Here is a 24,272-nt window from a genome sequence, read left to right as displayed (position 1 = left end):
ATAGTGGGCATCGCCATTAAACCTGATTTCGAGGGACCGATGCTCACGACCGACAAGCTCGCCACGCCGCTTTCGCTTGCCCGCGGCCCGGCCATGAAGAACCGTTTCATGCTCGCGCCGCTCACCAATACGCAGAGCCACGAAGATGGCCGCCTGTCGGATGACGAGTTCCGCTGGCTCACCATGCGCGCCGAAGGCGGCTTCGGCCTCACCATGACCTGTGCCGCCCATGTGCAGGCGGGCGGGCAGGGCTTTCCCGGTCAGCTCGGTATCTGGGATGACAGGCATCTTGAAGGGCTGACGCGCCTCGCAGCCGAGATCAACCGGCAGGGCTCGGTGTCTTCCGTGCAGCTTCACCACGCCGGCATCCGCTCGCCGAAGGAGATCGTGAAGGATGTCGTCGGCCCCTCCGATGATTCCGAAACCGGCGCCCGCGCGCTGACAGATGCGGAAGTGGAGGCGGCGCGCGATGCCTTCATCGCGGCAGCGAAGCGCGCGGAGAAGGCGGGCTTCCACGGCGTAGAAGTGCATGGCGCGCATGGCTATCTCCTTGCGCAGTTCCTCTCGCCGGAGGTCAACCGGCGCGGCGGGCGCTATGGCGGCTCGCTTGAAAATCGCGCCCGGCTCACTTTCGAAGTCGTGGATGGCATCCGCGCCGCTTGCGGACCGGACTTCCAGCTCGGCATCCGCCTTTCGCCGGAACGCTTCGGCCTGAAGCTGGCGGAAATTCGCGACGTGGCGGCGGAGTTGCTGACGCAGGCGAAGATCGACTATCTCGACATGTCGCTCTGGGACGTGAAGAAGGAGCCGGTGGAAGAAGAGTTCCACGGCCGCTCGCTGATGAGCGTCTTCACGGAGCTGAAGCGCGGCAATGTGCGGCTCGGCGCAGCGGGAAAGATCATGGGCGCGCAGGATGCGGCCGAAGTGATCGAAGCCGGATACGACTTCGCGGTGATCGGCCGCGCCGCAATCTTGCGGCATGATTTTCCGCGACGTGTACTTGCCGATCCGGCTTACGTGTCGCCGTCGCTGCCCGTGACGGAGCGGCATCTGCGCGATGAAGGGCTCGGGTCCGCCTTCGTCACCTATATGCGGGCATGGAAAGGCTTTGTCACGGAAGAGGCAGCCTGATCCGCCTCACAACTCGCCCTTGTGCATGCGCAAAAAGATCGCGCCTGCCTCGTTCATGATGTCCTCTCGCCGGGGGCGGCCCCATCCGCCCAGCGTGCGATGGGACATGGTGAGGCGTGGATTCTTCGACGGCAGTTTCTGGTTGCGTCACAACGGCGCGCGAAAGCTTGTGGCGTTTCAGGGCGCGCGCGAGTTCACTTGTGAGCGAGCCCGTGTTCTCCGGATCATCGAGATGGATGTGGTCGACCTTGATTCCCTCACGCCTCAATTCCCTGGCGAAGTGGCGCATGGCGGAAAGAATGAAGACAATCTTCTGCTTGTGGTGGCGCACATAGCTGCATTCTTCGTGGACCTCGGCGAACAGCACAACGTCCCGCGCCTTGTCCAGCTCGTCGAGCGCCGAGATGTCGCGGGTCAGCTGGTCGCCAAGAATGAGACGGAGCGTGCCCACGGCTCATGCGCTCCGGCGGCGGGCGCGGAGGTCGCTCTTGCAGCGGTCGGAACACGTCTTCACGGCGTCCCAGTCGTCGCGCCATTTCTTGCGCCAGACGAAGGGCCGCCCGCAGGCTTCGCAGATCTTCTCGGGAAGGTCTGCCTTCTTGCGCATCCGCGGCATGGGTTCATCCCCTCTGCGCGGCGAATTTCTGCAACCAGGGGCGCAGCGGGAGAAACGCGCGATAGCCAAGTGCGATCGCCCAGGAAAAGGGCGGATGGCGGAAGAGAATCCCGAAGGGCCGAAGCGCCGGTATAGCCGCCCATAGTTCCGCAAAGGCCGCACCGCCCGATACAATCGTACCGTCCGCCCGTTTCACGTGAAACCGCTTCATCGCCGTATCAGGTGCTGGAGCGCCGCCGCCACCGGCATAGTCTGACGCGCTCACATCGACCCAGTTGATCGCATCTGCGCCGTCGCGGCGGCGGTAGAAGTCGATCTCGCGGCGGCAAAGCGGGCACGACCCATCGAAATAGACCTCGCAGCTTTCGGCTTCGTTCTTCTTTACCACGGCAATACCTCGCCTTTGTAGTCGAGGAAGAGACCGCTATCGACGGAATCTGCATCCTCGATCACGGCAATGAGGTTCCGGGCAGCCTCCTGCGGCGAACGAATGCCGTCCCCCGATTTCCCGAAAGGCGCCGAGAGTGGACTTTCCACCGTGCCGGGATGAAGTGCGAGACAGACCGCATCGCGCCGCCGACGCGCTGTTTCGATGGCGGCAGTGTGCAGTAGCTGATTGAGCGCGGCCTTTGATGCGCGATAGCTGTACCATCCGCCAAGCCTGTTATCGCCGATACTGCCGACCTTTGCCGAAAGCGTCGCGAAAACCGACTTCCCCTGGGCGGGAAGAAGCGGCAGGAAATGCTTCATCAGCAGCGCCGGTCCGATGGCGTTCACCGTGAATGCATAGACCATGTGAGCGGTCGTGATCTGGCGGAGGCTCTTCTCAGGCAGAAAATCCTCATTGTGGAGAAATCCCGTCGCATCGATGACGAGCCGCATCGGGGCTTTCTTCGCAGCAATGGCGCTTGCCGCCGCTTCGATGCTCGCCTCGTCGAGCAGGTCCAGTGAAGGCGTTGTAACGCGCGACAATCGCACCACGTCACGAAACCGGCCGCTTGCCTCCGCCATGTCCGCCAGCGACCCGCCAATGGCGCCGCCCGCCCCGGCAATGACGGCAATGCCGTCATCGGGGATCGAGGACAGGTCGGATTTTGAATTTTCGTTCATGGCAGCCCGGCGAAAGACGCAATCTCGTATGGATACGTCTTTCGCCGGACAGAGGTTCACTCGCCGGCAGGATTCACCATGTGTCGATGAAACTCCGCGTGGTGCGCGGGCCCACAGGCGGCAGGGATTTCATGCCGCGCATGACCCAGTGCCGCGTTTCAGCCGGGTCGATCACCGCGTCGATTTCGAGGAAGGAGGCCATATTGGTCGCCTTGCCGTTCTCGTAATAGCGGTCGACCATCTTGCGGTAGAAGGCGTCACGCTCTTCCAGGTCTTCGATCGCTTCCATCTCGCGGCGATAGCCGAGGCGGACCGCGCCTTCAAGCCCCATGCCGCCGAACTCGCCGGTCGGCCAGGAGATATTGAAGAAGGGCGCGTGGAAGCTTCCCGCCGTCATCGCCTGCGCGCCGAGGCCATAGCCCTTGCGAAGCACCACGGCGAAGAGCGGCACGGACATGTTTGCCGCCGTCACGAACATGCGGCTCACATGGCGCACCTGCGCTGCCTTCTCGATCTCGGGGCCGACCATGAAGCCCGGTGTATCGCAGAGCGAGAGGATCGGCAGACCGAACGCATCGCAAAGCTGCATGAAGCGCGCGGCCTTGTCGGCGGCTTCCGCGTCGATTGCGCCGCCGAGATGGTAGGGATTGTTCGCCATCAGCCCCATCGGCCGGCCTTCCATGCGGATAAGCGCGGTCTTGATGCCGATGCCGAATGCCGCGCGCAGCTCGAGCACGGAGCCATTGTCCGCCACCGCTTCGATCACCTTGTCGATGTCATAGGCGCGGAGCCGGTTCTCGGGAATGAGATGGCGCAGCATGCGCTGGTCGCTCGCCTCCCACTCGGCCACCGGCCCCTGGAAATAGGAGAGATACTTCTTGCAGGCCTCGATTGCCTCTTCCTCGTCCTTCACGAAAATGTCGATGACGCCGTTCTTGCGGTGAACCTCGGCGGGGCCGACATCCTCCGGCGCATAAACGCCAAGCCCGCCGCCCTCGATCATCGCCGGGCCGCCCATGCCGATATTGGAATCGGCCGTCGCGATGATGACATCGCAGCAGCCGAGCAGCGCCGCATTGCCTGCAAAGCAACGCCCCGCCGTCATGCCGACAAGCGGCACCTTGCCTGAGAGCGTCGCGAATGTGTGGAAGGTCGGTGTGTCGAGGCCGGCAACGCCTGCGGTGTCCGTGTCGCCGGGCCGCCCGCCGCCGCCTTCGGCCAGCAGCACCACCGGAAGCTTCTGGTCCCGCGCGAGAAAGAGCATGCGGTCCATCTTCTTGTGGTTCATCGCGCCCTGCGTGCCCGCAAAGACGGTGAAGTCATAACCCATCACCAGCGCGCGCGCCTTTTCCTCGCCGAAAAGCGAAGCGTTCACCGTGCCGACGCCGGAAACGAGCCCGTCCGCCGGGCTCATCTTCAAGAGCTCCTCCATCGAGCGGCGGCGGCGCTGCGCGGCAAGCGCCAGCGCGCCATATTCGATGAAGCTGCCTTCGTCGCAGAGATGGGCGATGTTCTCGCGCACAGTGCGCTGGTTGCGCTTGCGCCGCCTTGCCACTGCGTCCGGTCTGTTCTCGTCAAGGCCGACGGCATGGCGGTCGATCACATGCTGCAGGTCGGGCCGGATGTAGTCGGGATCGATCGCTTCTTCCGTCACTGCCGCCTGGTCGCCGCCTGTACCCGCCTCGATGAAGAGAATCGGCTCGCCTTCCATGAGCGTTGCATTGGTGACAGCAGCCACCTTGCGCACCGTGCCGCCAAAGGGCGCTGCAATCGTGTGCTCCATCTTCATCGCTTCGAGCACGGCAATCTGCTGCCCCTTGGCGACAGTTGCGCCTTCGGCGACATCGATGGAGATGACCTTGCCTTGCATGGTGGAAGGAACGGGCGCCGTACCTGCCGGGCCTTCGACATGCCTGGCGGCGGCGGCACTCGTGCCATTGCCGCCCGCAAAGAAGCGTGAAGGCGTTGCCTCCACTTTCACAAGTTCGGCGGCATGTTCGGCGATGAAACCGGTGTGAACCTCGTTCGCCTGCACTTCCGCCCGCGCAAGAAGCGCCTGCAGGAAGGAAAGGTTCGTCATTACGCCCTCGATCTGGAATTCGCTCAAGGCACGGCGCACACGCGAAACGGCAGAAGCATAGTCCGGCGAAGACGAATGGGCGATGAGCTTGGCAAGAAGCGAGTCGTAATTCGGACTCGTGCGGTAGCCCGCATAGCCGAATGTGTCGACGCGGATGCCGGGGCCGGAAGGTGGCGTGAACGCGTTGAGCACGCCGCCCGTCGGCACGGCTTCTCCCACCTCGTTCATCCGCTCCATATTGACGCGAAGCTGGATCGCGAAGCCGCGCGGGGCAGGCACGTCGGCAAGGCCCACATCTTTCAGCGTCGCGCCCGCCGCAATGCGTAGCTGCGTCTTTACGAGGTCGATGCCCGTCACTTCTTCGGTGACGGTATGCTCTACCTGCAATCGCGGATTGGCTTCCATGAAGGCGATGGAGCTTTCGGCCTTCTTCGCTTCCATGTCGATCAGGAACTCGAAAGTGCCGAGCCCCTTGTAGCTGGCAGCACTTGCAAGTGTCCGCGCCGCTTCGACAAGGCGTTTGCGAAGTCCCGTATCGAGCGTCGGGCTCGGCGCGATTTCGACAACTTTCTGGTTGCGCCGCTGCAGCGTACATTCGCGCTCGCCGAGATCGATGATATTCGTGCCGTCGCCGGCGATCTGGATTTCGATATGACGCGCCTTGCGAACGAGCTTCTCGACATAGATGTCGCCGCTGCCGAAAGCGGCCTGCGCTTCCGAGCGGCAGCGCTCATAGGCCTCCGCGAGGTCCTTCGGATCGGTGACGGCGCGCATGCCGCGCCCGCCACCACCCGCCAGCGCCTTCAGCATGACGGCGCCATGGGTCTCCATGAAGCTGCGCGCCTCCTCAAGGCCCGTTGCGCCATTCGTGCCGGGGAAGAGCGGCACGCCGAGCTTCGCCGCAAGCGCGCGGGCTTCGGCCTTGTCGCCGAAAAGGCGCAGCGCCTCCGGCGAGGGGCCGATGAAGGTGATGCCTTCCTTTGCGCAGGCTTCGGCGAAAGCGGCATTCTCGCTCAGAAAGCCATAGCCCGGATGGATCGCATCGCAGCCTGCCTTCTTTGCTTCCGCCACGATCTGCCGAATGTCGAGATAGGCGGCGGCGCCCGTTCCCGTCAGCGGCAGGACGTCATCGGCGGCACGCACATGAAGCGACAGCGTGTCGTCTTCTGCATAGACGGCGACGGTCCGCAGTCCGAGTTCCGAACCGGCGCGCGCAATGCGCACGGCAATCTCGCCGCGATTGGCGATCAACAGGCTTTTCATGCAAAGGGCCTCCCTCGCCCCGGAAATGGCGTTTCAGCCTGAGTAAGAACCCAGTGCCCGTCTGTCAAATGCGGGCTGCCGGTCACGCCCCGAGCAGGAACCCTTCGTAATCCGCGGCGGCGACCTCTGCGAGCTTCTGCCCATAGACATCGACGCCGCCCGGATAAGGCATGAAGACTTGCGGCTTGCTAGGAATATTCGCGCCCATATACCAGGAGTTCGCTTGCGGATAGAGCGATTCCGCGGCGAGCTCGTTCACATGCGCCACCCATGCATCTTCGGCATCCTTCGTCGCCTCGATGGAGCGGATATTGCCGCTGGTGAGCTTCGAGATGCAGTCCGTGATCCAGTCCACATGCTGTTCGATCGAGACGATCATGTTGCTGAGAACGGAGGGGCTGCCGGGGCCGGTGATGAAGAAAAGATTGGGAAAGCCCGCCGAGCCGAGGCCGAGATAGGTGCGCGGTCCCGCCGCCCATTTCTCGCGGAGCTTCTCGCCATCGCGGCCCGTGATATCGACGCCGAGAATGGCACCCGTCATCGCGTCGAAGCCGGTCGCGAAAACGATGGCGTCCGCTTCGTACTCCTTACCGCCGCACAGCACGCCCGCTTTCGTGATCCGCTCGATCGGCGTCTCGCGCACATCGACGAGTTCGACATTGGGCTGGTTGAAGATTTCGAGATAGCCCGTGTCGAGGCAAAGCCGTTTCACGCCGACCGGGTGATCATAGGGCATGAGCTTCTCGGCGATCTCTGGCTTCGCGACGCGCGCCCGCATCTGCGCCCGGGCGAAATCGGCGGCAATGTCGTTTGCCTCCTTCGTCGCCATGAGATCGCCATAGGCGCCGAGAAAGGCGAAGCCGCCTTGCGTCCAGCGCGCCGCGAGTTCTTTCTCGCGCGCCTCCGGCGTCATTTCTTCGGCAAGTGCCTCGTTGTAATCGAAGCAGATAAGCCCGCCCCGCGTCTGCCGCGCGCGTTCACGATCGGCGAGCAGCGTTTCCTTGGTCCTGGCGACTTCTTCGCGCGAAAGAGGCTTGTTGCCTGCCGGCAGGGTGAAATTCGCCGTGCGCTGGAAGATGGTGAGATGCGCCGCTTGGTCGGCAATGACGGGAATGCTCTGGATGCCGGACGAACCGGTGCCGATCACGGCAACGCGCTTGCCCGTGAAGTCGACACCTTCATGCGGCCAGTTGCCGGTGTGATACCACTTGCCCGCAAAATCGCCGATGCCCTTGAAGTCGGGCACGCGCGCTGCCGAAAGGCACCCCGTCGCCATGACGCAGAAACGGGTCCGCAGCCTGTCGCCCTTGTCGGTTTCCACTGTCCAAAGGCCGCTTTGGGCATCGTATTTTGCAGCCGTCACCCGCGTCTCGAACTGGATGTCCTTCCTGAGGTCGAGCTTGTCGGCGACATAATTCTGGTAGCGCAGGATTTCCGGCTGCGCGGCATAGCGTTCGGTCCAGGTCCAGCCTTTCTGGATCTCGTCGGAAAAGCCGTATTGATACTCGAGGCTTTCCACGTCGCAGCGCGCCCCCGGATAGCGGTTCCAGTACCAGGTGCCCCCCACACCGTCGCCCGTCTCGAAAACGCGCACCGAAAGACCGAGCTTGCGAAGCCGGTGCAGCATGTACATGCCTGCAAACCCGGCGCCGACAATCACTGCATCGAAATCGGGCTGCCCGGCGGAACTTCCCTGCGTCATGATATTTCTCCTCCCTCATTTTTCTTTTCCCAAGTCTAGACCGGTAAGCGCGCCAGAAAAAAGCGGGATTGAAAGGAATGCGCTTCCGGCGCAAAGTCCCGCGGCGGAATGCGGAGGACGAAATGCGGTTTGTGACGTTCGAACGGGCAGGCGAGGCCCGGCTCGGCTTGCTGACGGGCGGCGAAATCGCCGATCTCACGGCGGAAACGGGTGCAGCTCTTTCGCTTCTCGGTCTGCTTCAGGCGGGCGAGGGTGCCCTTGCGGAAGCCGCGGGCTGTGCCGCCGGGGCGCCTCGGCACCCGCTCGAAGGCACGAAGCTGCTGCCCGTGCTTCCCCGGCCCGGCAAGATCATCTGCCTCGGGCTCAATTATGCCGAGCACGCCGCGGAAGGCGGCCGGGAAAAGCCCGATTACCCTAATTTCTTCATGCGCGGCGCGACCACGCTGATCGGCCATGACGCGCCGGTCATTCGGCCGCGCGTCTCCGAACAGCTCGATTTCGAAGCGGAGCTCGCCGCCGTGATCGGCCGCCGCGTACCGCGCCATGTCTCCAGGGCCGATGCGCCTTCTTATGTAGCCGGTTATGCCTGCTTCAACGATGTCTCGGTGCGCGACTATCAGCGCCGCACACCGCAATGGACCATTGGCAAGAATTTCGATGCGACCGGACCCTTTGGCCCCGCCTTTGTGACGGCGGACGAGCTGCCGCCCGGTGCCACGGGCCTCCATATCGAGTCCCGGCTGAACGGCAAGGTCATGCAGAGCGCCAACACGCGCGACATGATCTTCCCGGTCGACGAGACGATCATGCTGCTTGCGCAATGTCTCACGCTCGAGGCGGGAGACGTGCTGGTGATGGGAACACCGGCCGGCGTCGGCTTTGCGCGGACGCCGCCCCTCTGGATGAAGGCAGGCGACACGATCGAGATCGAGATCGAAGGTGTCGGCCTGCTTTCAAATCCGGTTATCGACGAGGCTTGAGCGGCCTTACTCGGCTGCGCGCCGCGCCTCCAGGGGCGTATTCCATTCCGCATCGCCGCGCCGCCGCGCCGCCCTCTTTGCGCGTATGACGCCCGGCGCCGCCAGCAGCACCGGCACGAGTACCAGTGTCAGCAGCGTCGAGAAGCCGAGACCGAAAATGATCGCGGTCGAGAGCTGCACCCACCAGACCGCAACCGGACCGCCAACCACGATTTCGCGTGTCACAAAATTGAGGTTGAGCTGGGTTGCCATCGGCAGAAGCCCGAACATGGTCGTGATCGTCGTCAGCATGATCGGTCGCAGGCGCTGGCCTGCGGTGCGTAACACCGCCTCGATCACATCCGCGGTTTCCGCGCGCAGCCGCTGGAACGTATCGATCAGAACGATCGAATTGTTCACGACGATGCCGGCAAGTGCCACAATGCCCGTGCCCGTCATGATGACGGAGAAGGGCTGCCCTGTCACAACCATGCCGATCAGCGCACCGAGCGTCGACAGCACCACGGTCGAGAGCGTCAGCACCGAGTGGTAGAAGCTGTTGAACTGCGTCAGCAGGATGATGAACATCAGGAACAGCGCACCGATCAGCGCGCCGCCGAGGAAGGCCGCCGATTCCGCCTGCTCTTCGTTCGCGCCGCGGAAGCGGACATTCACTGCCGGGTCGATTTGCTGCTGCGATACCCATTCGGCAAGCTCGCCGACTTTCGAATCGACATTGATCTTGCTGCCGGTGGCAGGGTCGATTGCCGTGTTCGCCTTTATGACGATACGGCGAACGCCGTTGATGCGTTCGATGGAACTCACCTGCGGCCGCGCTTCGCGCGTCACAAAATTGCTGATCGGCACGAGGCCCATGGGCGTCTGCACCCGCAGATTGTCGAGCTGATCGAGTACCCGGAAATTGTCCGGGAACCGGACGCGAATATCGACTTCGTCGCGGGCATCGTCAGGCCGGTACTCGCCGATCAGAATGCCGTTGGTCACGAGCTGGATCACCGAGCCGACGGACGTTACATCCGCGCCGAAGCGGCCCGCCAATTCGCGGTCCACCGTCAGCACCCATTCGATGCCCGGCAACGGCCGTCCATCCTCGATATCGATCAGGCCGTCGACATTCTTGTCGAGGTGATCGCGAATGAAAGCGGTCGTTGCAAGCAGCTTCTGATAGTCGGGCGAGGTCAGCTCGATCTGGATATCCTTGCCGGTCGGCGGCCCGTCTTCCTGCTTGCGCACTTCCACCCTGATGCCTGGAAGCGGGGCCGTCTTCTGCCGGATTTCCTCCAGAATGACCGCGCCCTTTCGGCGTTCCTCATATGGTTTGAACTCGATCAGGAGCTGCGCGATCATGTCTTTCGGCACATCGTTGCCGCGTCCGCCTCGCTCGCCAAGGCCGGGCGACGTGCGCGTGAAGACGGTCTGCACGCCTTCGGTCGCCAGTACGATATTCTCGACATCCTGCGCCAGCGTCAGCGTATCGGCGGCAGAGAGATTGCCGCGCGCACTGACGATCACGATGGCGCGCTCCGGCTCGGTGTCGACAAAGAATTCGACACCATTGTTGAACGAACTGAAAATGAAGATCGTGATGAAGATCACGGCGCCGGTCGCGGCAAGAACGCGGCCGGGATAGTAGATGAGCTTGTCGAGCAGGCGGACATAGGAGCCCGTGAAGCCCGGAAGGGCGCGAATGTCGCCCGTCTCGGCGCCCGCGAGTTGCTTCAGAACCTCGTCGTTCTCCTTCTCGGCCTTGCCGAACACGGAACCGAGCGTCGGCACGAAGATGAGCGCTGTAATCAGCGACGCCGTGAGAACGACAATGAGCGTGATCGGCAGATAGCTCATGAACTTGCCGGAGACACCGGGCCACAGAAGCATCGGCAGGAAGGCTGCAAGCGTCGTCGCGGTGGAAGACGTCACCGGCCAGAACATGCGTTTCGACGCAAGCGCATAGGCCTCGAACTTGCCAAGCCCTTCCGACATTTTACGGTCAGCATATTCGACAACCACGATCGCACCGTCGACGAGAAGGCCGACGGCCAGAAGCATGCCGAACATGACCATCATGTTGACGGTGTAGCCCGATGAAGAGAGAAAGAAAAAGCCGATCATGAACGAGGTCGGAATGGCGATGCCGACAAGCATGGCCGAGCGCAGGCCAAGCGCCGCCACGACCACAATCATCACCAGCACGATGGCGGTTGCGATCGACGATTGCAGCGAGCCGAGCGAACGGTAGATCCAGTCGGATGCATCCATCGTGTAATCGACATGGACCGCTTCCGGCCAGTCCTTCGTCATGCGGTCGACGACTTCACGGACCTGCACATTGTTGTCGATGATGTTGGTGCCGATGCGCTTGGTGATCTCGATAGCGATGGCCTGATGGCCATTGAACCGCGCAAAGCCATCCGGATCCTTGAATGTGCGGCGGATATCGGCAATGTCGGACAGCGTCACCACGCCTTCGCCCGACACCTTGACAGGCAATTCGAGGACGTCCTTGCGCGTTTCGAAAAGCCCCGGAACCTTGACCGAGAAGCGTCCCTGACCCGTATCGATATTGCCGGCCGCGACCAGCCGGTTGTTCAGCGATACCGCGTTGATGAGTTCGCTTTGCGAAATATTGTAGGATTCGAGCTTTGCCGGATCGATGACGATTTCCAGCAACTCTTCGCGATGCCCGACAAGATCGGCCTGAAGAACGGTCGGGATCGCTTCGATCTCATCCTTCAGCGCCTGCGCGGCGTTATAGAGCGTACGTTCCGGAACTTCGCCCGAAAGCGTCACAACGAGAACAGGGAAAAGCGACGTGTTGAACTCCGTGATCGTCGGCTCTTCCGTATTGCTCGGCAGCTTCGGCCGGGCCAAGTCGACCTTCTCGCGTACGTCCTGAAGCGCGCCGTCCTTGTCGAAATTGACGTCGAACTCGAGCACGATGCCGGCATGGCCCTGCGAGGCGATCGCCCTCAGTTCCTTGAGACCTTCGAGCGAGCGCAATTCGGTTTCCATCGGCCTGATGAGGAGGCGTTCGGAATCCTCGGGCGAAATGCCGTGATGGACGATCGAGATATAGAAAATCGGTATCGGAATGTCCGGGTCCGCTTCCTTCGGGATCGAGATGAACGAGATGATCCCCGCAGCCACGAGGAGAACCATCGTGGTCAGAACGGTTCGGGTCCGCCCCAATATGGCGTCGATAACGGAATTCACAGTGCCGCTCCAACCTGGGTTGCGGGAATGGCCTCGACCTTCTGTCCTTCGATCACATAGTCCTGGCCGACCGTGATGATGGTCACCTTGTCGGGAAGGCCGGAGATCCAGATGCCTTCCGGCGTATCGTCGATCAGCTGGATCGGCTGGAAGGCCACGCGGCCTTCACTGGTGACGGTACGTATGCCGACCGTGCCATTGTCGCTCAGCGTGATGATGCTGCTCGGAATCCGGTGTGCCAGCACTTCCTGACCGGGAACGATGATTTCGGCGGTGATGCCGGAGCGCATCCTGAAATCGGGATTGGGCACTTCAAGTTCGACCCGGAAGGTGCGTGTCGCCGGATCCGCCGTCTTGGCGACGAAATGAATATGGCCGCCGACCGTTTCGCCGGTGACGAGACGGGCCGTACCGGAGGTGCCGATCCGCATCGCGCCGACCCGGTCTTCGGATACCTGGCCTGCGACAAGCAGGGGATTGAGCTCCACGACAAGGCCGCAGACATCGCCCGACCGCATGTAGTCGCCGACATCGACAGGCCGGTCGTCGAAAATACCGTCGAAGGGAGCGACGATTTTCGTCTGGCTCAATTCGATTTCCATCTGCTTAAGACGGGCCTGCGCCGCATCGAACGCAGCCTTGTTGCCGGCAACGGCTGTCGGCGCGCGGTGGCCTTTTTCGGCAAGCTGACGCGCGGCGTCATATTCGAGTTTGCGCTGCTGCACGAGCGCGCGCGCCTCCGCGAGCTGCGCGTCGCGCGCATCGACCTGCAAACGGCACAGCACGTCGCCCGTCTTCACCGGCTGGCCCTTTTCGACCGGCAGTTCGACCACGCGGCCTTGCGTCTCGGCGCGCACATGCACCGCGCGCTTCGCCTCCGTGCGGCCGCGCACCGTGATGAAGCTCTGGCGCATCGTCGCCTGCGATTCCGTCACGCGAACGCGCGGCGTCACGGCATTGGCCGCCTCTTCTTCGGCGGCCGTAAGTCCGTTCCCGTTTCCGCCCGAGCCGAAAATGCCTGTCGCGAACCAGAGCAGGATCGCGCCCGCAATGCCGATGGCGATGTAGTGCGAGCGCTGGAGACGGCCGCCGGTCGCCTTGGCGATGATTTCTTTCTGACGATCAAACATGTACTTTTTCTTCGATTGCGGCGTCTTCGATCAGGTGCCGGTTGCGTTCCAGGAAGTCGATTGATGCCGTAAACACGGCATGTCCGTATTGCCGGGCGAAATCCATGCCCGGCGTATCGTCCTCATCGGGCTCTGAGAGTTGCTGCGCCTTTTCCTTCATCGCCGCGAGGCGCTGGTCGACAAGCGCCCGGACGCGGTTCCGCGGCAGGAGATGGGCGAACAGAACCGTGAATAGGAATTCGGAGCGGAATTTGTCGGGCGCGAGCTGCTGGCCGAGCGCCTCGCTGAGCTGCTGCCGCCCCCCATCGGTGAGGGAGTAGATTTTCTTGTCCGGGCGGCGCTCCTGCGCTTCGGCCTTGCAGGTCACGAGGCCCTCTTCCGTGAGCCGCGTCAGCGCCGGATAGATCGAGCCATAGCTCGCGTCGAGGAAGTGGCTGAATGGCCCGTCCTCGAACATCTTGTTGATTTCATAGCCCGTGGCATCCCCGAAAACCAGGGCGCCCAGACAGAGCGTGGTGACGTGCATCGGTAGGCTTTCCCTGCGTCAAACCCGCCGTCCGGGCTGGCGCCTATATAGGGGCGATATATCGGCGCTATATATGTGACCCTGCGTCAAGATTCCAAGGGCAGGGGCAGTTTTTTACCGGAAAATTGCAGTTATTTTTTGCAGTGCGGCATGGATGCGACACTGTGTGGCCGCTGAGGCGGGGAGGGGTTCAGGCCGCGGTGCCCGCCATGGCGCCGAGCAGCAGCCGGCGGTAGAGGCGATCCTTGAGCGTCCGGGGCTGCAGAAGCCCCATCCGCTCGAGAGATTGACGGGCTTCGGCAGTCTCCGGCCCGCCGCGTAAAGCAAGTTTGAGAAGCCCGCCGCGCCCGGCGCCCCGCAGCAATCCGAGCGCCGGCATGAGCTGCTGCTCCACCGCCGTGAAATCGCTGCCAAAGGGAAAGAGCGGCAGAAGGCCCCGCTGTCGCGCCTCGCCCAGCGCCGCCTCGAGCCTTGCCGGCGTGTTGTCGCGGTGAGCCTCCGGGATCCGGTAATCCGAGGCGATCTTGCCGGCCTTTTTTGCATCCTCGAGAAGCGCGCCCTGAAAGCGCGAATCCGCGACATTGAGCATCGCCGTCACGACTTCTCCATCCGTCCGCCCGCGCAGATCGGCGATGCCATATTCCGTCACCACGATGTCGCGCAGATGGCGCGGAATGGTGATGTGGCCATAAGAGCCCACCACATTGGACATCGTTTTCCCGTCCTTGCTCCGCGTTGCCCTGAGCGCGATGACGGAGCGCGCATCCTCGAGCGCAAAGGCCTGCGCGACGAAATTGTATTGTCCGCCGACGCCGCTCACCACGCGCCCGTCCTCGAGCCCGTCCGAAACGGCAGCGCCGGTCAGCGTCGCCATCATCGCCGTATTGATGAAGCGCGCCTTCTGCCGCGCCGCACGTTTGCGCACTTCGTCGCCGGAAGAAAGTTCGTTCACATAGCTGACCGGCACCATTGCGATCTTCGCACGCGCCTCGTCGCTCATTTCCCGGAGCTTGCGGTAGAAATCCCGCGAGCCAAGGAAGAATCCGCCATGAACGAGAACGCCATCCGCTTCCCGCTTCACGACACCTGCCTCAATGAGATCGAGGAAGCACTCGACGAGCATTTCGCTCGCGCCATAAAGGCCCGCCTCGAACGGCGCCAGCTCCTTTCCGGACACCTGCAATGCCTTGGCAAGGGCGCGATAGGCTTCATTGTTGCGGTGACGCAGCACCAGCGCATGGCCGATGGCATCGCCGATGGAGCCGATGCCGATCTGCAATGTGCCGCCATCGGGAATGAGGCTTGCCGCATGAAGCCCGATTGCATGGTCGGCAAGCGACACGGGTTCGCGCGGCGGCGCAAAAAGAGGGAAATGAAGCGCCGGATTGTCGAGCAGGAAATCGAATTCGCCCGCCGCCATTTCTGCCTCGCCACCCATATAGGGCAAGCCCCCATTCGTCTCGCCTGCATAGATGAAATCGGCCCGGCCTGCGCGACGGGCTTTCAGCAGGTCGGGTGTGATGTCGGGATTGCAGCTCAGGCTGAATTTCGTTCCGGCCTCGTTCGGCACGACGAGCTGCGCCACCACATTCACGCCGGCCTGCAGGATGTAGCGCAGCACATGCGTGTAGTTGGCGGAAATATAGCTCTGCTGCTGGCGCGGCGAGCCAAGCCACTTGCCCGCCTGCATGAAGAACTCGTTGACCTCGATATTGGCAGGCAGGCGTCCGGCATGAAGCGCGCGTGCATAGATCATTTCCGGATAGCCGTCGAACAGGCGCTCGATAACGGGACCCATGAAGCGCTTTTCGAGATCGCCCGAGGCGCGCGGCACCTCAAGCGTCAGCGCCGTGAAGATGCGAAGCGAAATCGAGGGGTCGGCAATCGCGCGCTCGACCAGCGCATTGGCAAGATGGTTCGGCTTGCCGAGGCCGAGCGGCAGCGCCAGCACGATGCGCTTGCCCGTTCGGGCAATGATGGCATCGGCAAGCCTGCCGGGATCGTCAAATGTTTGCACGGAAGACAAGCCTGGCCCTGCCGGTTCGTTGATCGCTTCGGTTCGCGCGATCATAGCAGCCTGCCATGCGCCGCGCCTCAGTCTTCGAAGCCGGGAGACGCCGGAATATTTTTACTCCGCGCCCTCCATCGGCCTGGGGCTAAGGCCCGGCCGGTTCCGCATCTCCATTTCCTCTTCGAGCCTGCGCTGCGTGTCGCCGGGCGAGCCGGTTCCCCTTGCGAAGGTCTGGTAGGCGACCGGCACAACGAACAGCGTGAAGGCCGTCGTCGCTATGATGCCCGAAAAGATAACGACGCCGATGGCGGCGCGCGTTTCCGCGCCCGCGCCGAAGGACAGGATCAGCGGAATGGCGCCGGCCGCCGTGGTGATCGCCGTCATGAGGATCGGACGCAGGCGGATGCCGGCCGCTTCCACCAGCGCCTCGCGGAACTCCCGGCCCTCGTCGCGAAGCTGGTTGGCGAACTCGACGATCAGGATGCCGTTCTTGGCAGCAAGACCCACCAGCATGATGAGGCCGATCTGCGTATAGAGATTGATCGTGCCGCCCGATATCCAGATGCCGAACAACCCGCCGGTCACGGCGAGCGGCACAGTGGTGATGATGATGAAGGGGTGGACGAAGCTTTCGAATTGCGCCGCGAGCACGAGGAAGACGACGACAATCCCGAGGATGAACACAAAGGCAAGCGCGCCTCCCGCTTCCTTGAAATTCATCGACTGGCCCTTGTAGTCGATGGTGACACCCTGAGGCAGCCGCTCGCGAGCCAGCGCTTCCAGATAGTCGAGTGCCTGGCCGAGCGCATAGCCATCGGCAAGGTCGGCTTCGATGGTGATGGCGCGCACGCGGTTATAGCGGTTGAGGCTCGCAGGCCCCGCGGATTCGGAAATGCTGACGAGATTGGCGATGGGAATAAGCTCGCCCGTGCGGTCGGAGCGCACGAAGAGGTTGCTCATGTCGCTCGGTGTCCGCTGCGTAGATCGCTCGCCTTCGAGGATCACGTCATATTCTTCGCCATCCTCGACATACCGGGTGACGAGGCGCGAACCGAAAATCGTCTCGAGCGTCCGGCCCACATTGGCGACTGTCACGCCCAGATCGCCCGCACTGTTGCGGTCGATCTCCACGCGAAGCTGCGGCTTCGTTTCCTTGTAGTCGTGATCGATATTGATGAGGCCGGGATTGTTTTCGTCGATGGCGGCGAGAAGTATGTCGCGCCACTCCCGAAGCTGATCGTAAGTGCCGCCTCCGATGACGAATTGTACGGGTTTGCGTGTGCCGCCGCCGAAGCCCGAGCGCATCACGGGCGAGATCGTCACGCCGGGCAGGTCGCTGGTGATTTCGCGGATCTCCGCCATGATGTCCCAGGCGGAACGGCGCTTGGACCAGTCGTTCAGCACCACAACGGCGATGCCGTCATTGAATGTTGCTGTATTGCCGAAGGAGCGCGGCGCCCGGACGAGCAGACGGTTGATTTCGCCGCTATCGACAAGCGGCATGAGCCTCGTCTCGATTTCGGTCATATAGGCGGCAGTGTACTCGTAGGACGCGCCTTCCGGTGCATTCACCATCACGAAGAAGGTGCCCCGGTCCTCGCGCGGCGAATATTCGGACGGTGTGAGCGTGAAAAGACCCCACGCAATCAGGATCATCGCTCCGAAGATGCCAAAAACCGGCAGCGGCCGCGCCAGCGTTTTCTGCAGTATCTGCGTGTAGCGCCCACGCATCCGGTTGAAGAAGCGGTCTATCGTCTGCGTGAAGCGTGTCGGGCCGCTTGCGGGCTTGAGGACTTTCGATGAAAGCATCGGCGACAGACTGAGCGCGACGAAGCTCGAAAAGCCGACCGCCGCGGCCATGGTGATTGCGAATTCGGAGAAAAGCCGGCCGACGGCACCCTCGACAAAGGCAAGCGGCACGAACACCGCCATCAGTACGATGGTCGTGGCAATGACGGCAAAGCCCACCTGCCTTGCGCCTCGATAGGCGGCAACGAGCGGCGTCTCTCCCTCTTCCATCCGCCGGTAGATATTCTCGAGAACGACAATCGTGTCGTCGACGACAAGGCCGATGGCGAGCACCAGCGCGAGAAGCGTCAGCAGATTGACGGAAAAACCCGCCATGTAGAGAACAAGAAAAGTCGCGATGAGAGAGACCGGCACGGTGATGGCGGGAACGAGTGTCGCTCTCGTGCTCCCCAGGAAGACGAAAATCGTCAGCACGACAAGGCAGATCGCGATCCCGAGCGTCTTGTAGACCTCGTTGACGGCGCCCTCGATGAAGACACTGCTATCGTAGCTCTGCCGGAATTCCATGCCGTCCGGCAGCGTCGGAGCGATGCGTTCTGCTTCCGCCTTTGCGCCATTCGTCACGGTCAGTGTATTTGCCGTCGATTGCTTGATGATGCCGATGCCGATCATCTGCACCTGGTTGCCGCGGAAGAAGGTACGGTCCTCGGCCGCCGCCCGCTCGACGCGCGCCACATCGCCAAGCCGCACCAGATAGCCGTCCTCGCCCTGCCGCAACACGAGCTGGCGGAAATCTTCCGGCGAGCGGTAGCTGCGCTCGATACGGGCGGAGAACTGGCGTTGCGTGGATTCGATGCTGCCGGCCGGAAGCTCGACATTTTCTGCAAGCAGCGCCTGCTCGACATCGCCGACAGTGAGCTGCCTTGCGGCGAGGGCGGAGCGGTCGAGCCAGATGCGCATGGCATAGCTGCGGGCGCCGCTGAGCCGCACGCGGGCCACGCCATCGAGCGTCGAAAACCGGTCGACGATATAGCGCTCCGCATAGTCGGTCAGTTCCAGCACATTCATGTTCGGGCTCTCGAGATTGAGCCACATGATGACGTCGTCGCTGGAATCGACTTTCTGGATGTCCGGCGGATCGGCCTCGGGCGGCAGATCGTCGAGAATGCCCGACACGCGGTCGCGAATATCGTTGGCGGCCGCGTCTATGTCGCGGCCGGGCCGGAACTCGATGGTAATACGCGAGCGCCCGTCCTGGCTCGCCGACTGCACATAGGAAATGCCCTCGACACCGGCGATGCGTTCCTCAATCCGCTCGGTAATGCGCGTTTCGACGACGGCTGCCGCCGCACCGCGGTAGTCGGTGGTAATCGAAACGATCGGCGGGTCGATGTCGGGATATTCGCGAAGGGGAAGCCGGTCGAAGGCAACAAGGCCAAAGGCGACGAGCAGCAGGCTCATCACCGCGGCGAATACCGGCCTTGTAACGGAGACGTCAGATAGTTTCATGGCCGTCTCCTACTGCACGGTCGTGGCGTCGTCCATGAGTACGCCGATCGCCTGACCCTGCCTCTGTTCCTCGATGATCTTCACTTTCTGTCCATCGCGAAGACGCATCGTGCCATGCGTGACGACGCGCTCGCCATCGCGCAATCCGCCCAGAATTTCGACTTCGCCGGGCCGGCGCGCGCCGGTCTGCACTTCGCGCCGGAAGGCCGTGTCGTCCTCCACCACGAAAACGAAATTTCTCGTTCCGACGGGAACGAGCGCTTCCTCGGGGATAACGACCGCTCGGCGCGGATTCTTGAGAAGCTGAACCGTCATCAAGAGGCCGGGCTTCAGCGCGTGATCGGCATTGCCGATCAGCGCACGGGCGGTGATGGAGCGCGTCACACGGTCGACCTGTGTCGAGACGCTGTGAATCTCGCCGCGAAATTCCCGCTCCGGCAGGGCGGTTGTCGTGGCGACGATTTCGAGTCCGGGCGTGATTGACGACAGATAGGCGGCAGGAACGGTGAAGTCGAGCTTGATGGGGTCGAGATCGTCGAGTGTCGTGATGCGATCGCCCGGCGAAACCCGCGTACCGAGGCTGATATTGCGCAAGCCGACGATGCCGCTGAAGGGCGCACGAATCTCGCGGTCGGCGAGTCTCGCCGCCGCGCCATCGCGATTGGCTTCGGCCTCTCGAAGGGCGGCCAGCCTTTCTTCGACCTGTGCTGTCGCGGTGAATTGCCGCCGTTCGAGTTCGCGCGCCCGCTCATAGGCCGTGCGGCGTTCGGTGAGGACAGCTTCTGCGGCGGCGAGCGCCGCCTTCTGTTCGTCCCGCCGCATCGCGACGAGCAACTGCCCTTCCTCGACCGTCTGCCCGTCTTCGAACAGGATCTCCGTCACCCGCTCGGCGACATTCGCCGTTATCACGACGCTTTCATTGGAAAAGCTTGTGCCAAGCGCTTCCACCTGGTCGACAAAGCGATCCGTGATGGCCGGGGCAACGATCACTTTCTGCACGTTCTCGGCGAGAACGGGGACCGGGAGAAAGAGGCTTGCGGCAAGGGCAACAGGCAAAAGTCGCATGCACACTCCAGAACTGGGCCGGTTTACCGGAAGGGCGAAGGCAATTGCGTATAGTGCCACCCGCAATCCGTTCAAATTATGACATTACCGTCAACTTGGGCCGCAGTCCGCCGATTTCCAGTAAGACGGACGTTTTATTGGCTGCCGGCGATCACTTTTCCGTCGGCGGCACGGCTAGCTGTGGCGGCGTACTGCCCCTCGATATCGAAAAACTGAGCAGGATCGCGGGGAGAAGGCCGAGCGCAACGATCATCAGGGCCGCCGTGCTTGCTTCCGCCAGACGCTCATCCGATGCGAGGCGATAGGTCCGCGTTGCCAGCGTTTCGAAATTGAAGGGTCTGAGCAGCAGCGTTGCGGGCAGCTCCTTCAGCACATCGATGAAGACGATCAGTGCCGCGCTTGCCAGCGCCCCGCGCATCAGCGGCACATGGATGGCGGCAAGCACACGGCGGGGCCCGGCGCCGAGAATGCGCGCGGCTGCGTCGAGCGTCGGATGCACTTTTTCTAGCCCGCTATGCGTCGCGTTGTAGGCGGCGGTAAGGAACCGGGCGACATAGGCAAAGACAAGCCCTGCAATCGAGCCTGTGAGAATGAGCCCCGGCGAAAAACCGAACTGCGTTTCGGCAAAATTGCCAAAGGCGCGGTCGATGCTTGTCGACAAGGTAAGAATGCCGATAGCGATCATTGCTCCCGGCAGCGCATAGCCGAGTGTCGCAAACCGGATCGACAGGCGGTTGAAGCGCGTCGGATGCAGCCGCTCGCCATAGCTCAGCAGCAAGGCGAGCGTGGTGGCGATCGCTGCGGCGATGGTGGCGACGAATAAGCTGTTCCACGCGAAATCGAGGAAATTGCGGCCAAGCAGGGGGTCGCCCTCGATCAGCGCGTAGCGGATCAGCACCGCGGCGGGCACGATGAAACCGAGAAGCACCGGCAAGGCGCAGGCGACAAGGGCCGCTGCCGCGGCAATACCCGTCAGCCGCTTCGGCTGCGAAGCCATATCGCGCGAAAGCGGATTGGCAACGCGCCCGCGCCGGCCTGCCATTTCCAGAAAGACGAGTGCCATGGCAAAGACGAAAAGCCATGCGGAAATTTGCGCGGCGGACACAGGATCGCCAAGGCTGAACCATGTGCGGAAAATGCCGGTGGTGAGTGTCGGCACGGCGAAATAATCGACAACGCCGAAATCGGAGATCGTCTCCATGAGGGCAAGAGCGATACCGCCGGCAATCGCGGGCCGTGCGCAGGGCAGCGCCACGCGCGTGAAGGCACGCCAGGGCCGCGCGCCAAGATTGCGGGCCGCATCGAACAGCGCCGCCGATTGGCGCTGAAAGGAAACGCGGGCAAGCAGATAGACGTAAGGGTAGAGCACGAGGCTGAGCATCAGTGCCGCGCCGGGCAGCGATCTGACCGGCGGGAAATAATAGTCGCCCGCTTCCCATCCGGTGATATCGCGCAGCGCGGACTGGACCGGCCCGGCAAAGGCGAGCAGGTCCGTATAGACATAGGCGACGATATAGGCGGGCGTCGCGAGCGGCAGCACCAGCGCCCAGTTGGCAGTGGAATGAAGCGGGAAGCGCGTCGTGACCGTGAGCCATGCCGTGCCGACACCGGCAATCCCGGTCATGATCGCGACCAGCGCCATCAGCTTCAGCGAGTTCGAGACATAGGTTGGCATTACGGTGGAAGCCAGATGCGCCCAATTCTCGCTTTGCGGCGCGGCAAGGCTTGCCAGCACCACAAGCGAGGGCAGCAGCACAAGCAAGGCTGCGGCGAGCGCGCCGAGCGTCCAGCCGGAGGCGAGCCGCGAGCGGAGCCCGCTCACACGGCCCGGATCGAGGGGCAGGCGATCTTTTTCCGTGACTGACATGGCGCTGTTGTGACAAATACCGGGCGGGGCGGCAAAGTAATTTTGCTACGCATTTGCATTTGCCCCTTTTGTTCACGCGCCGCGAGGTCTTCAGCATGTCCCTGGCGTTCCGCAATGTCGGACACAGCTATGGCAGCCACCGGGTTCTGTCCGGGGTGACGCTTGAGGCGCGGCCGGGCGAAATCCTTTGCCTGCTCGGGGCTTCGGGCAGTGGCAAGACGACGCTTTTGCGGCTGGCGGCGGGTCTCGAGGCGCTTCAGGAAGGCAGCATCGACCTCGGCGGCGCGGTTCTGGCGACGCCGGGCCGTGACATTGCCCCCGAAAAGCGCTCATTCGGGATGGTTTTTCAGGATCATGCGCTGTTCCCGCATCTGACGGTCGCAGAGAATATTGCCTTCGGCCTTGCCGGCAAGCCGAAGGACGAAATCCGCCGGGCCGTTGACGAACGGCTTGCCTCGGTGGGCCTTGCAGGCTTCGAGGCGCGCTACCCGCACACGCTTTCCGGCGGCCAGCAGCAGCGGGTGGCGCTTGCCCGCGCGCTTGCGCCCTCGCCCGCTGCCATGCTGCTCGACGAGCCCTTTGCGAGCGTCGATGTCACGCGCCGCCGGGCGCTCAGGGAGGAGGCCCGCCGGGCGCTGAAGGAGGCGCGCGTCGTCACTCTCGTCGTGACGCATGACCCCGTCGAGGCGATGGAGATCGGCGACCGGATCGCCGTGCTCGAAGGCGGCCGGATCGCCCAATGCGCGGCTCCCGAAACCCTCTACGCGAATCCCGCAAGTGCTTTCGTTGCCTCGCTTTTTGGCGAGGCGCAGCGCTTTCCCGCAATCGTCAGCGGCGAGGTGGCCATCACCGCCTATGGCCCGGTTCCAGCGCCGGGCCTGACCGAGGGTGCGCATGTCGAGGTCATCGTCCGCCCCGAAGCCGTGACGCTCGCCCCGGCGGGTGCAAGGGAGAGCAATTTCCGCATCGGCGATATCCGCTTTCTCGGCCGGGACTGGCTGGTGCTGCTGGCAAACGAGGCCTCGGGCGCGCTCGAACCGCTGCGTGCCCGCGTTCCCGCCCTGGAAGGGCTCGCGCCCAATGCCTCGGTGGCGGTGCGCTTCGACCCGGAAGGCACGTTCATTTTCCCGGTCTGATGCGACCAAATGCGCTTGCCGGGCAGCTTGCACTTGTGTCGCAGGAGCGATAGTGTGCGATTGAAAATCGTTCGCAATTAGCCCCGGGACCATCATGTTTCGCCTGCTTGCCGCCCTTACCCTTGCCGCCATGGCCGCCGTAACCGCGCTTGCGGCCAATGCCGATGCCGCCGAACTGAACATCTATTCGGCCCGGCACTATGACACCGACCTCCGGCTTTATGACCGTTTCACCGAGGAAACCGGCATCAAGGTGAACCTGATCGAAGGCGACAGCGATGAGCTCATTGCGCGCATCGAACGCGAGGGCCGCAACAGCCCCGCCGATCTTCTGATTACGGTGGATGCGGGCCGCCTCTGGCGAGCGGAAGAAAAAGGTCTCTTCCAGCCCGCAACCTCGGATGTGCTTGAGGAGCGCATCCCCGCCCATCTGCGTCACCCGGACGGGCTCTGGTACGGAATCTCGAAGCGCGCGCGCATCATCATCTATAACAAGGCGGCAGGCGTTCCCGAAAAGCTCGAAACCTATGCCGATCTCGCGGACCCGGTTCACAAGGGCGAAATCTGCATGCGCTCCTCCTCGAACCTCTACAATGTCTCGCTGCTGGCCGCGATCATCGAACATGAAGGGGCGGAAAAGGCGGAAGCCTGGACGAAAGGCGTGGTCGCGAATTTCAAGCGCGAACCGCAAGGCAACGACACGGCGAATGTGAACGCCGTTGCCGCGGGGGAATGCCGCATCTCGCTCGTGAACACCTATTATGTCGGCCGTATGCTCGCATCCGAAGATGCGGCGGTACGCGATGCGGCGGAGAAGGTCGCGATCGTTTTCCCCGATCAGCAAGGCCACGGCACGCATGTGAACCTCTCCGGTGCGGGCGTGATGAAGCATGCGCCGAACCGCAGCAACGCGGTGAAGTTCATCGAGTTCCTGACAGGCGACTGGGCGCAGCTCACTCTTTCGCAAACGAACCACGAATATACGGCCGTTCCCGGCGTGACTGACGAGACGCCGGTGCGCGGCACGGGTGCCTTCAAGGAAGATGAAATGAACGCGAGCGCGCTTGGCCGCAATCAGGCGGAAGCGGTGCGCATCTTCGACCGGGCCGGCTGGAAATAGATCCTGCCATCGGCGGCCTGCATCGCGACCGCAAAAGCGGAGCAGCGAAAGCCGGGGACAAACCTGT

At 62.8% G+C, this 24,272-nt stretch carries 17 protein-coding genes; 4 read left to right on the top strand and 13 right to left on the bottom strand.

The window, feature by feature from the left end; all coding sequences use genetic code 11:
• The first annotated feature begins 3 nt into the window (after positions 1-3).
• On the top strand, positions 4-1,131 hold the full coding sequence (locus ACK4FH_RS03355) for an NADH:flavin oxidoreductase (RefSeq protein WP_409811190.1): 1,128 nt from the start codon (positions 4-6) through the stop codon (positions 1,129-1,131).
• On the opposite strand, the gene ACK4FH_RS03350 is transcribed toward ACK4FH_RS03355, so the two are convergent.
• The 6 genes from ACK4FH_RS03350 to ACK4FH_RS03325 form a co-directional block, all read right to left on the bottom strand.
• On the bottom strand, positions 1,112-1,582 hold the full coding sequence (locus ACK4FH_RS03350; RefSeq protein ID WP_409811189.1) for a cryptochrome/photolyase family protein: 471 nt from the start codon (positions 1,580-1,582) through the stop codon (positions 1,112-1,114). The genes ACK4FH_RS03355 and ACK4FH_RS03350 overlap by 20 nt on opposite strands.
• A 3-nt stretch (positions 1,583-1,585) precedes the next feature.
• Positions 1,586-1,747, bottom strand: a complete 162-nt coding sequence (locus tag ACK4FH_RS03345; protein WP_409811188.1) for a DUF2256 domain-containing protein — start codon at positions 1,745-1,747, stop codon at positions 1,586-1,588.
• Positions 1,748-1,751: 4 nt separating this feature from the next.
• On the bottom strand, positions 1,752-2,135 hold the full coding sequence (locus tag ACK4FH_RS03340; RefSeq protein ID WP_409811187.1) for a thiol-disulfide oxidoreductase DCC family protein: 384 nt from the start codon (positions 2,133-2,135) through the stop codon (positions 1,752-1,754).
• On the bottom strand, positions 2,129-2,857 hold the full coding sequence (locus ACK4FH_RS03335) for an SDR family oxidoreductase (RefSeq protein WP_409811186.1): 729 nt from the start codon (positions 2,855-2,857) through the stop codon (positions 2,129-2,131). Before ACK4FH_RS03335 ends, ACK4FH_RS03340 begins: the two co-directional genes overlap by 7 nt.
• 73 nt (positions 2,858-2,930) lie before the next feature.
• Entirely contained in the window at positions 2,931-6,200 is a 3,270-nt protein-coding gene (locus tag ACK4FH_RS03330; protein ID WP_409811185.1) for a carboxyl transferase domain-containing protein, read from the bottom strand.
• 82 nt (positions 6,201-6,282) lie between these two features.
• Positions 6,283-7,902: a flavin-containing monooxygenase gene (locus ACK4FH_RS03325; RefSeq protein ID WP_409811184.1), complete on the bottom strand. Its 1,620-nt coding sequence runs from the start codon at positions 7,900-7,902 to the stop codon at positions 6,283-6,285.
• Positions 7,903-8,024: 122 nt separating this feature from the next.
• Here ACK4FH_RS03325 and ACK4FH_RS03320 point away from each other — a divergent pair, with 122 nt between their 5' ends.
• The gene (locus ACK4FH_RS03320) at positions 8,025-8,882 is read left to right on the top strand and encodes a fumarylacetoacetate hydrolase family protein (protein ID WP_409811183.1); all 858 of its coding nucleotides are present in this window, start codon (positions 8,025-8,027) and stop codon (positions 8,880-8,882) included.
• A 6-nt stretch (positions 8,883-8,888) separates the two neighbouring features.
• Here ACK4FH_RS03320 and ACK4FH_RS03315 read toward each other — a convergent pair whose 3' ends face one another.
• The 7 genes from ACK4FH_RS03315 to ACK4FH_RS03285 form a co-directional block, all read right to left on the bottom strand.
• Entirely contained in the window at positions 8,889-12,092 is a 3,204-nt protein-coding gene (locus ACK4FH_RS03315; protein WP_409811182.1) for an efflux RND transporter permease subunit, read from the bottom strand.
• Positions 12,089-13,222, bottom strand: coding sequence for an efflux RND transporter periplasmic adaptor subunit (locus ACK4FH_RS03310; protein WP_409811181.1), 1,134 nt, complete (start codon positions 13,220-13,222; stop codon positions 12,089-12,091). Before ACK4FH_RS03310 ends, ACK4FH_RS03315 begins: the two co-directional genes overlap by 4 nt.
• Positions 13,215-13,748 carry a PadR family transcriptional regulator gene (locus ACK4FH_RS03305; protein ID WP_409811180.1) on the bottom strand — a complete coding sequence of 178 codons (534 nt, stop codon included), beginning with the start codon at positions 13,746-13,748 and terminating at the stop codon, positions 13,215-13,217. The genes ACK4FH_RS03310 and ACK4FH_RS03305 overlap by 8 nt, the downstream gene beginning before the upstream one ends.
• A 190-nt stretch (positions 13,749-13,938) precedes the next feature.
• Complete coding sequence (locus tag ACK4FH_RS03300; protein ID WP_409811179.1) at positions 13,939-15,819, bottom strand: acetyl-CoA hydrolase/transferase C-terminal domain-containing protein; 1,881 nt, start codon at positions 15,817-15,819, stop codon at positions 13,939-13,941.
• Positions 15,820-15,876: 57 nt separating this feature from the next.
• Positions 15,877-19,017 carry an efflux RND transporter permease subunit gene (locus ACK4FH_RS03295; protein WP_409811178.1) on the bottom strand — a complete coding sequence of 1,047 codons (3,141 nt, stop codon included), beginning with the start codon at positions 19,015-19,017 and terminating at the stop codon, positions 15,877-15,879.
• Between the two features lie 9 nt (positions 19,018-19,026).
• Positions 19,027-20,082: an efflux RND transporter periplasmic adaptor subunit gene (locus ACK4FH_RS03290; RefSeq protein WP_409811177.1), complete on the bottom strand. Its 1,056-nt coding sequence runs from the start codon at positions 20,080-20,082 to the stop codon at positions 19,027-19,029.
• Positions 20,083-20,233: 151 nt separating this feature from the next.
• Entirely contained in the window at positions 20,234-21,949 is a 1,716-nt protein-coding gene (locus ACK4FH_RS03285) for an ABC transporter permease (protein ID WP_409811176.1), read from the bottom strand.
• Positions 21,950-22,044: 95 nt separating this feature from the next.
• Here ACK4FH_RS03285 and ACK4FH_RS03280 point away from each other — a divergent pair, with 95 nt between their 5' ends.
• Both ACK4FH_RS03280 and ACK4FH_RS03275 read left to right on the top strand, forming a co-directional pair.
• Positions 22,045-23,085, top strand: a complete 1,041-nt coding sequence (locus ACK4FH_RS03280; protein ID WP_409811175.1) for an ABC transporter ATP-binding protein — start codon at positions 22,045-22,047, stop codon at positions 23,083-23,085.
• Between the two features lie 94 nt (positions 23,086-23,179).
• Positions 23,180-24,205, top strand: a complete 1,026-nt coding sequence (locus tag ACK4FH_RS03275; protein ID WP_409811174.1) for a Fe(3+) ABC transporter substrate-binding protein — start codon at positions 23,180-23,182, stop codon at positions 24,203-24,205.
• Positions 24,206-24,272 lie beyond the last annotated feature (67 nt).

This window comes from Parvibaculum sp. (genome assembly GCF_046297875.1).
Taxonomy (GTDB): domain Bacteria; phylum Pseudomonadota; class Alphaproteobacteria; order Parvibaculales; family Parvibaculaceae; genus Parvibaculum.
Note: the sequence above shows the minus strand (reverse complement) of the source record. Positions and strands in the feature narration are given on the sequence as shown.

Excerpts from the sequence above, each read along its gene's own strand:
- ACK4FH_RS03345 (WP_409811188.1), bottom strand. The coding sequence starts at position 1,747 with ATGCCGCGGATGCGCAAGAAGGCAGACCTTCCCGAGAAGATCTGCGAA.
- ACK4FH_RS03335 (WP_409811186.1), bottom strand. The coding sequence starts at position 2,857 with ATGAACGAAAATTCAAAATCCGACCTGTCCTCGATCCCCGATGACGGC.
- ACK4FH_RS03330 (WP_409811185.1), bottom strand. The coding sequence starts at position 6,200 with ATGAAAAGCCTGTTGATCGCCAATCGCGGCGAGATTGCCGTGCGCATT.
- ACK4FH_RS03325 (WP_409811184.1), bottom strand. The coding sequence starts at position 7,902 with ATGACGCAGGGAAGTTCCGCCGGGCAGCCCGATTTCGATGCAGTGATT.
- ACK4FH_RS03320 (WP_409811183.1), top strand. The coding sequence starts at position 8,025 with ATGCGGTTTGTGACGTTCGAACGGGCAGGCGAGGCCCGGCTCGGCTTG.
- ACK4FH_RS03310 (WP_409811181.1), bottom strand. The coding sequence starts at position 13,222 with ATGTTTGATCGTCAGAAAGAAATCATCGCCAAGGCGACCGGCGGCCGT.
- ACK4FH_RS03305 (WP_409811180.1), bottom strand. The coding sequence starts at position 13,748 with ATGCACGTCACCACGCTCTGTCTGGGCGCCCTGGTTTTCGGGGATGCC.
- ACK4FH_RS03300 (WP_409811179.1), bottom strand. The coding sequence starts at position 15,819 with ATGATCGCGCGAACCGAAGCGATCAACGAACCGGCAGGGCCAGGCTTG.
- ACK4FH_RS03295 (WP_409811178.1), bottom strand. The coding sequence starts at position 19,017 with ATGAAACTATCTGACGTCTCCGTTACAAGGCCGGTATTCGCCGCGGTG.
- ACK4FH_RS03290 (WP_409811177.1), bottom strand. The coding sequence starts at position 20,082 with ATGCGACTTTTGCCTGTTGCCCTTGCCGCAAGCCTCTTTCTCCCGGTC.
- ACK4FH_RS03285 (WP_409811176.1), bottom strand. The coding sequence starts at position 21,949 with ATGTCAGTCACGGAAAAAGATCGCCTGCCCCTCGATCCGGGCCGTGTG.
- ACK4FH_RS03280 (WP_409811175.1), top strand. The coding sequence starts at position 22,045 with ATGTCCCTGGCGTTCCGCAATGTCGGACACAGCTATGGCAGCCACCGG.
- ACK4FH_RS03275 (WP_409811174.1), top strand. The coding sequence starts at position 23,180 with ATGTTTCGCCTGCTTGCCGCCCTTACCCTTGCCGCCATGGCCGCCGTA.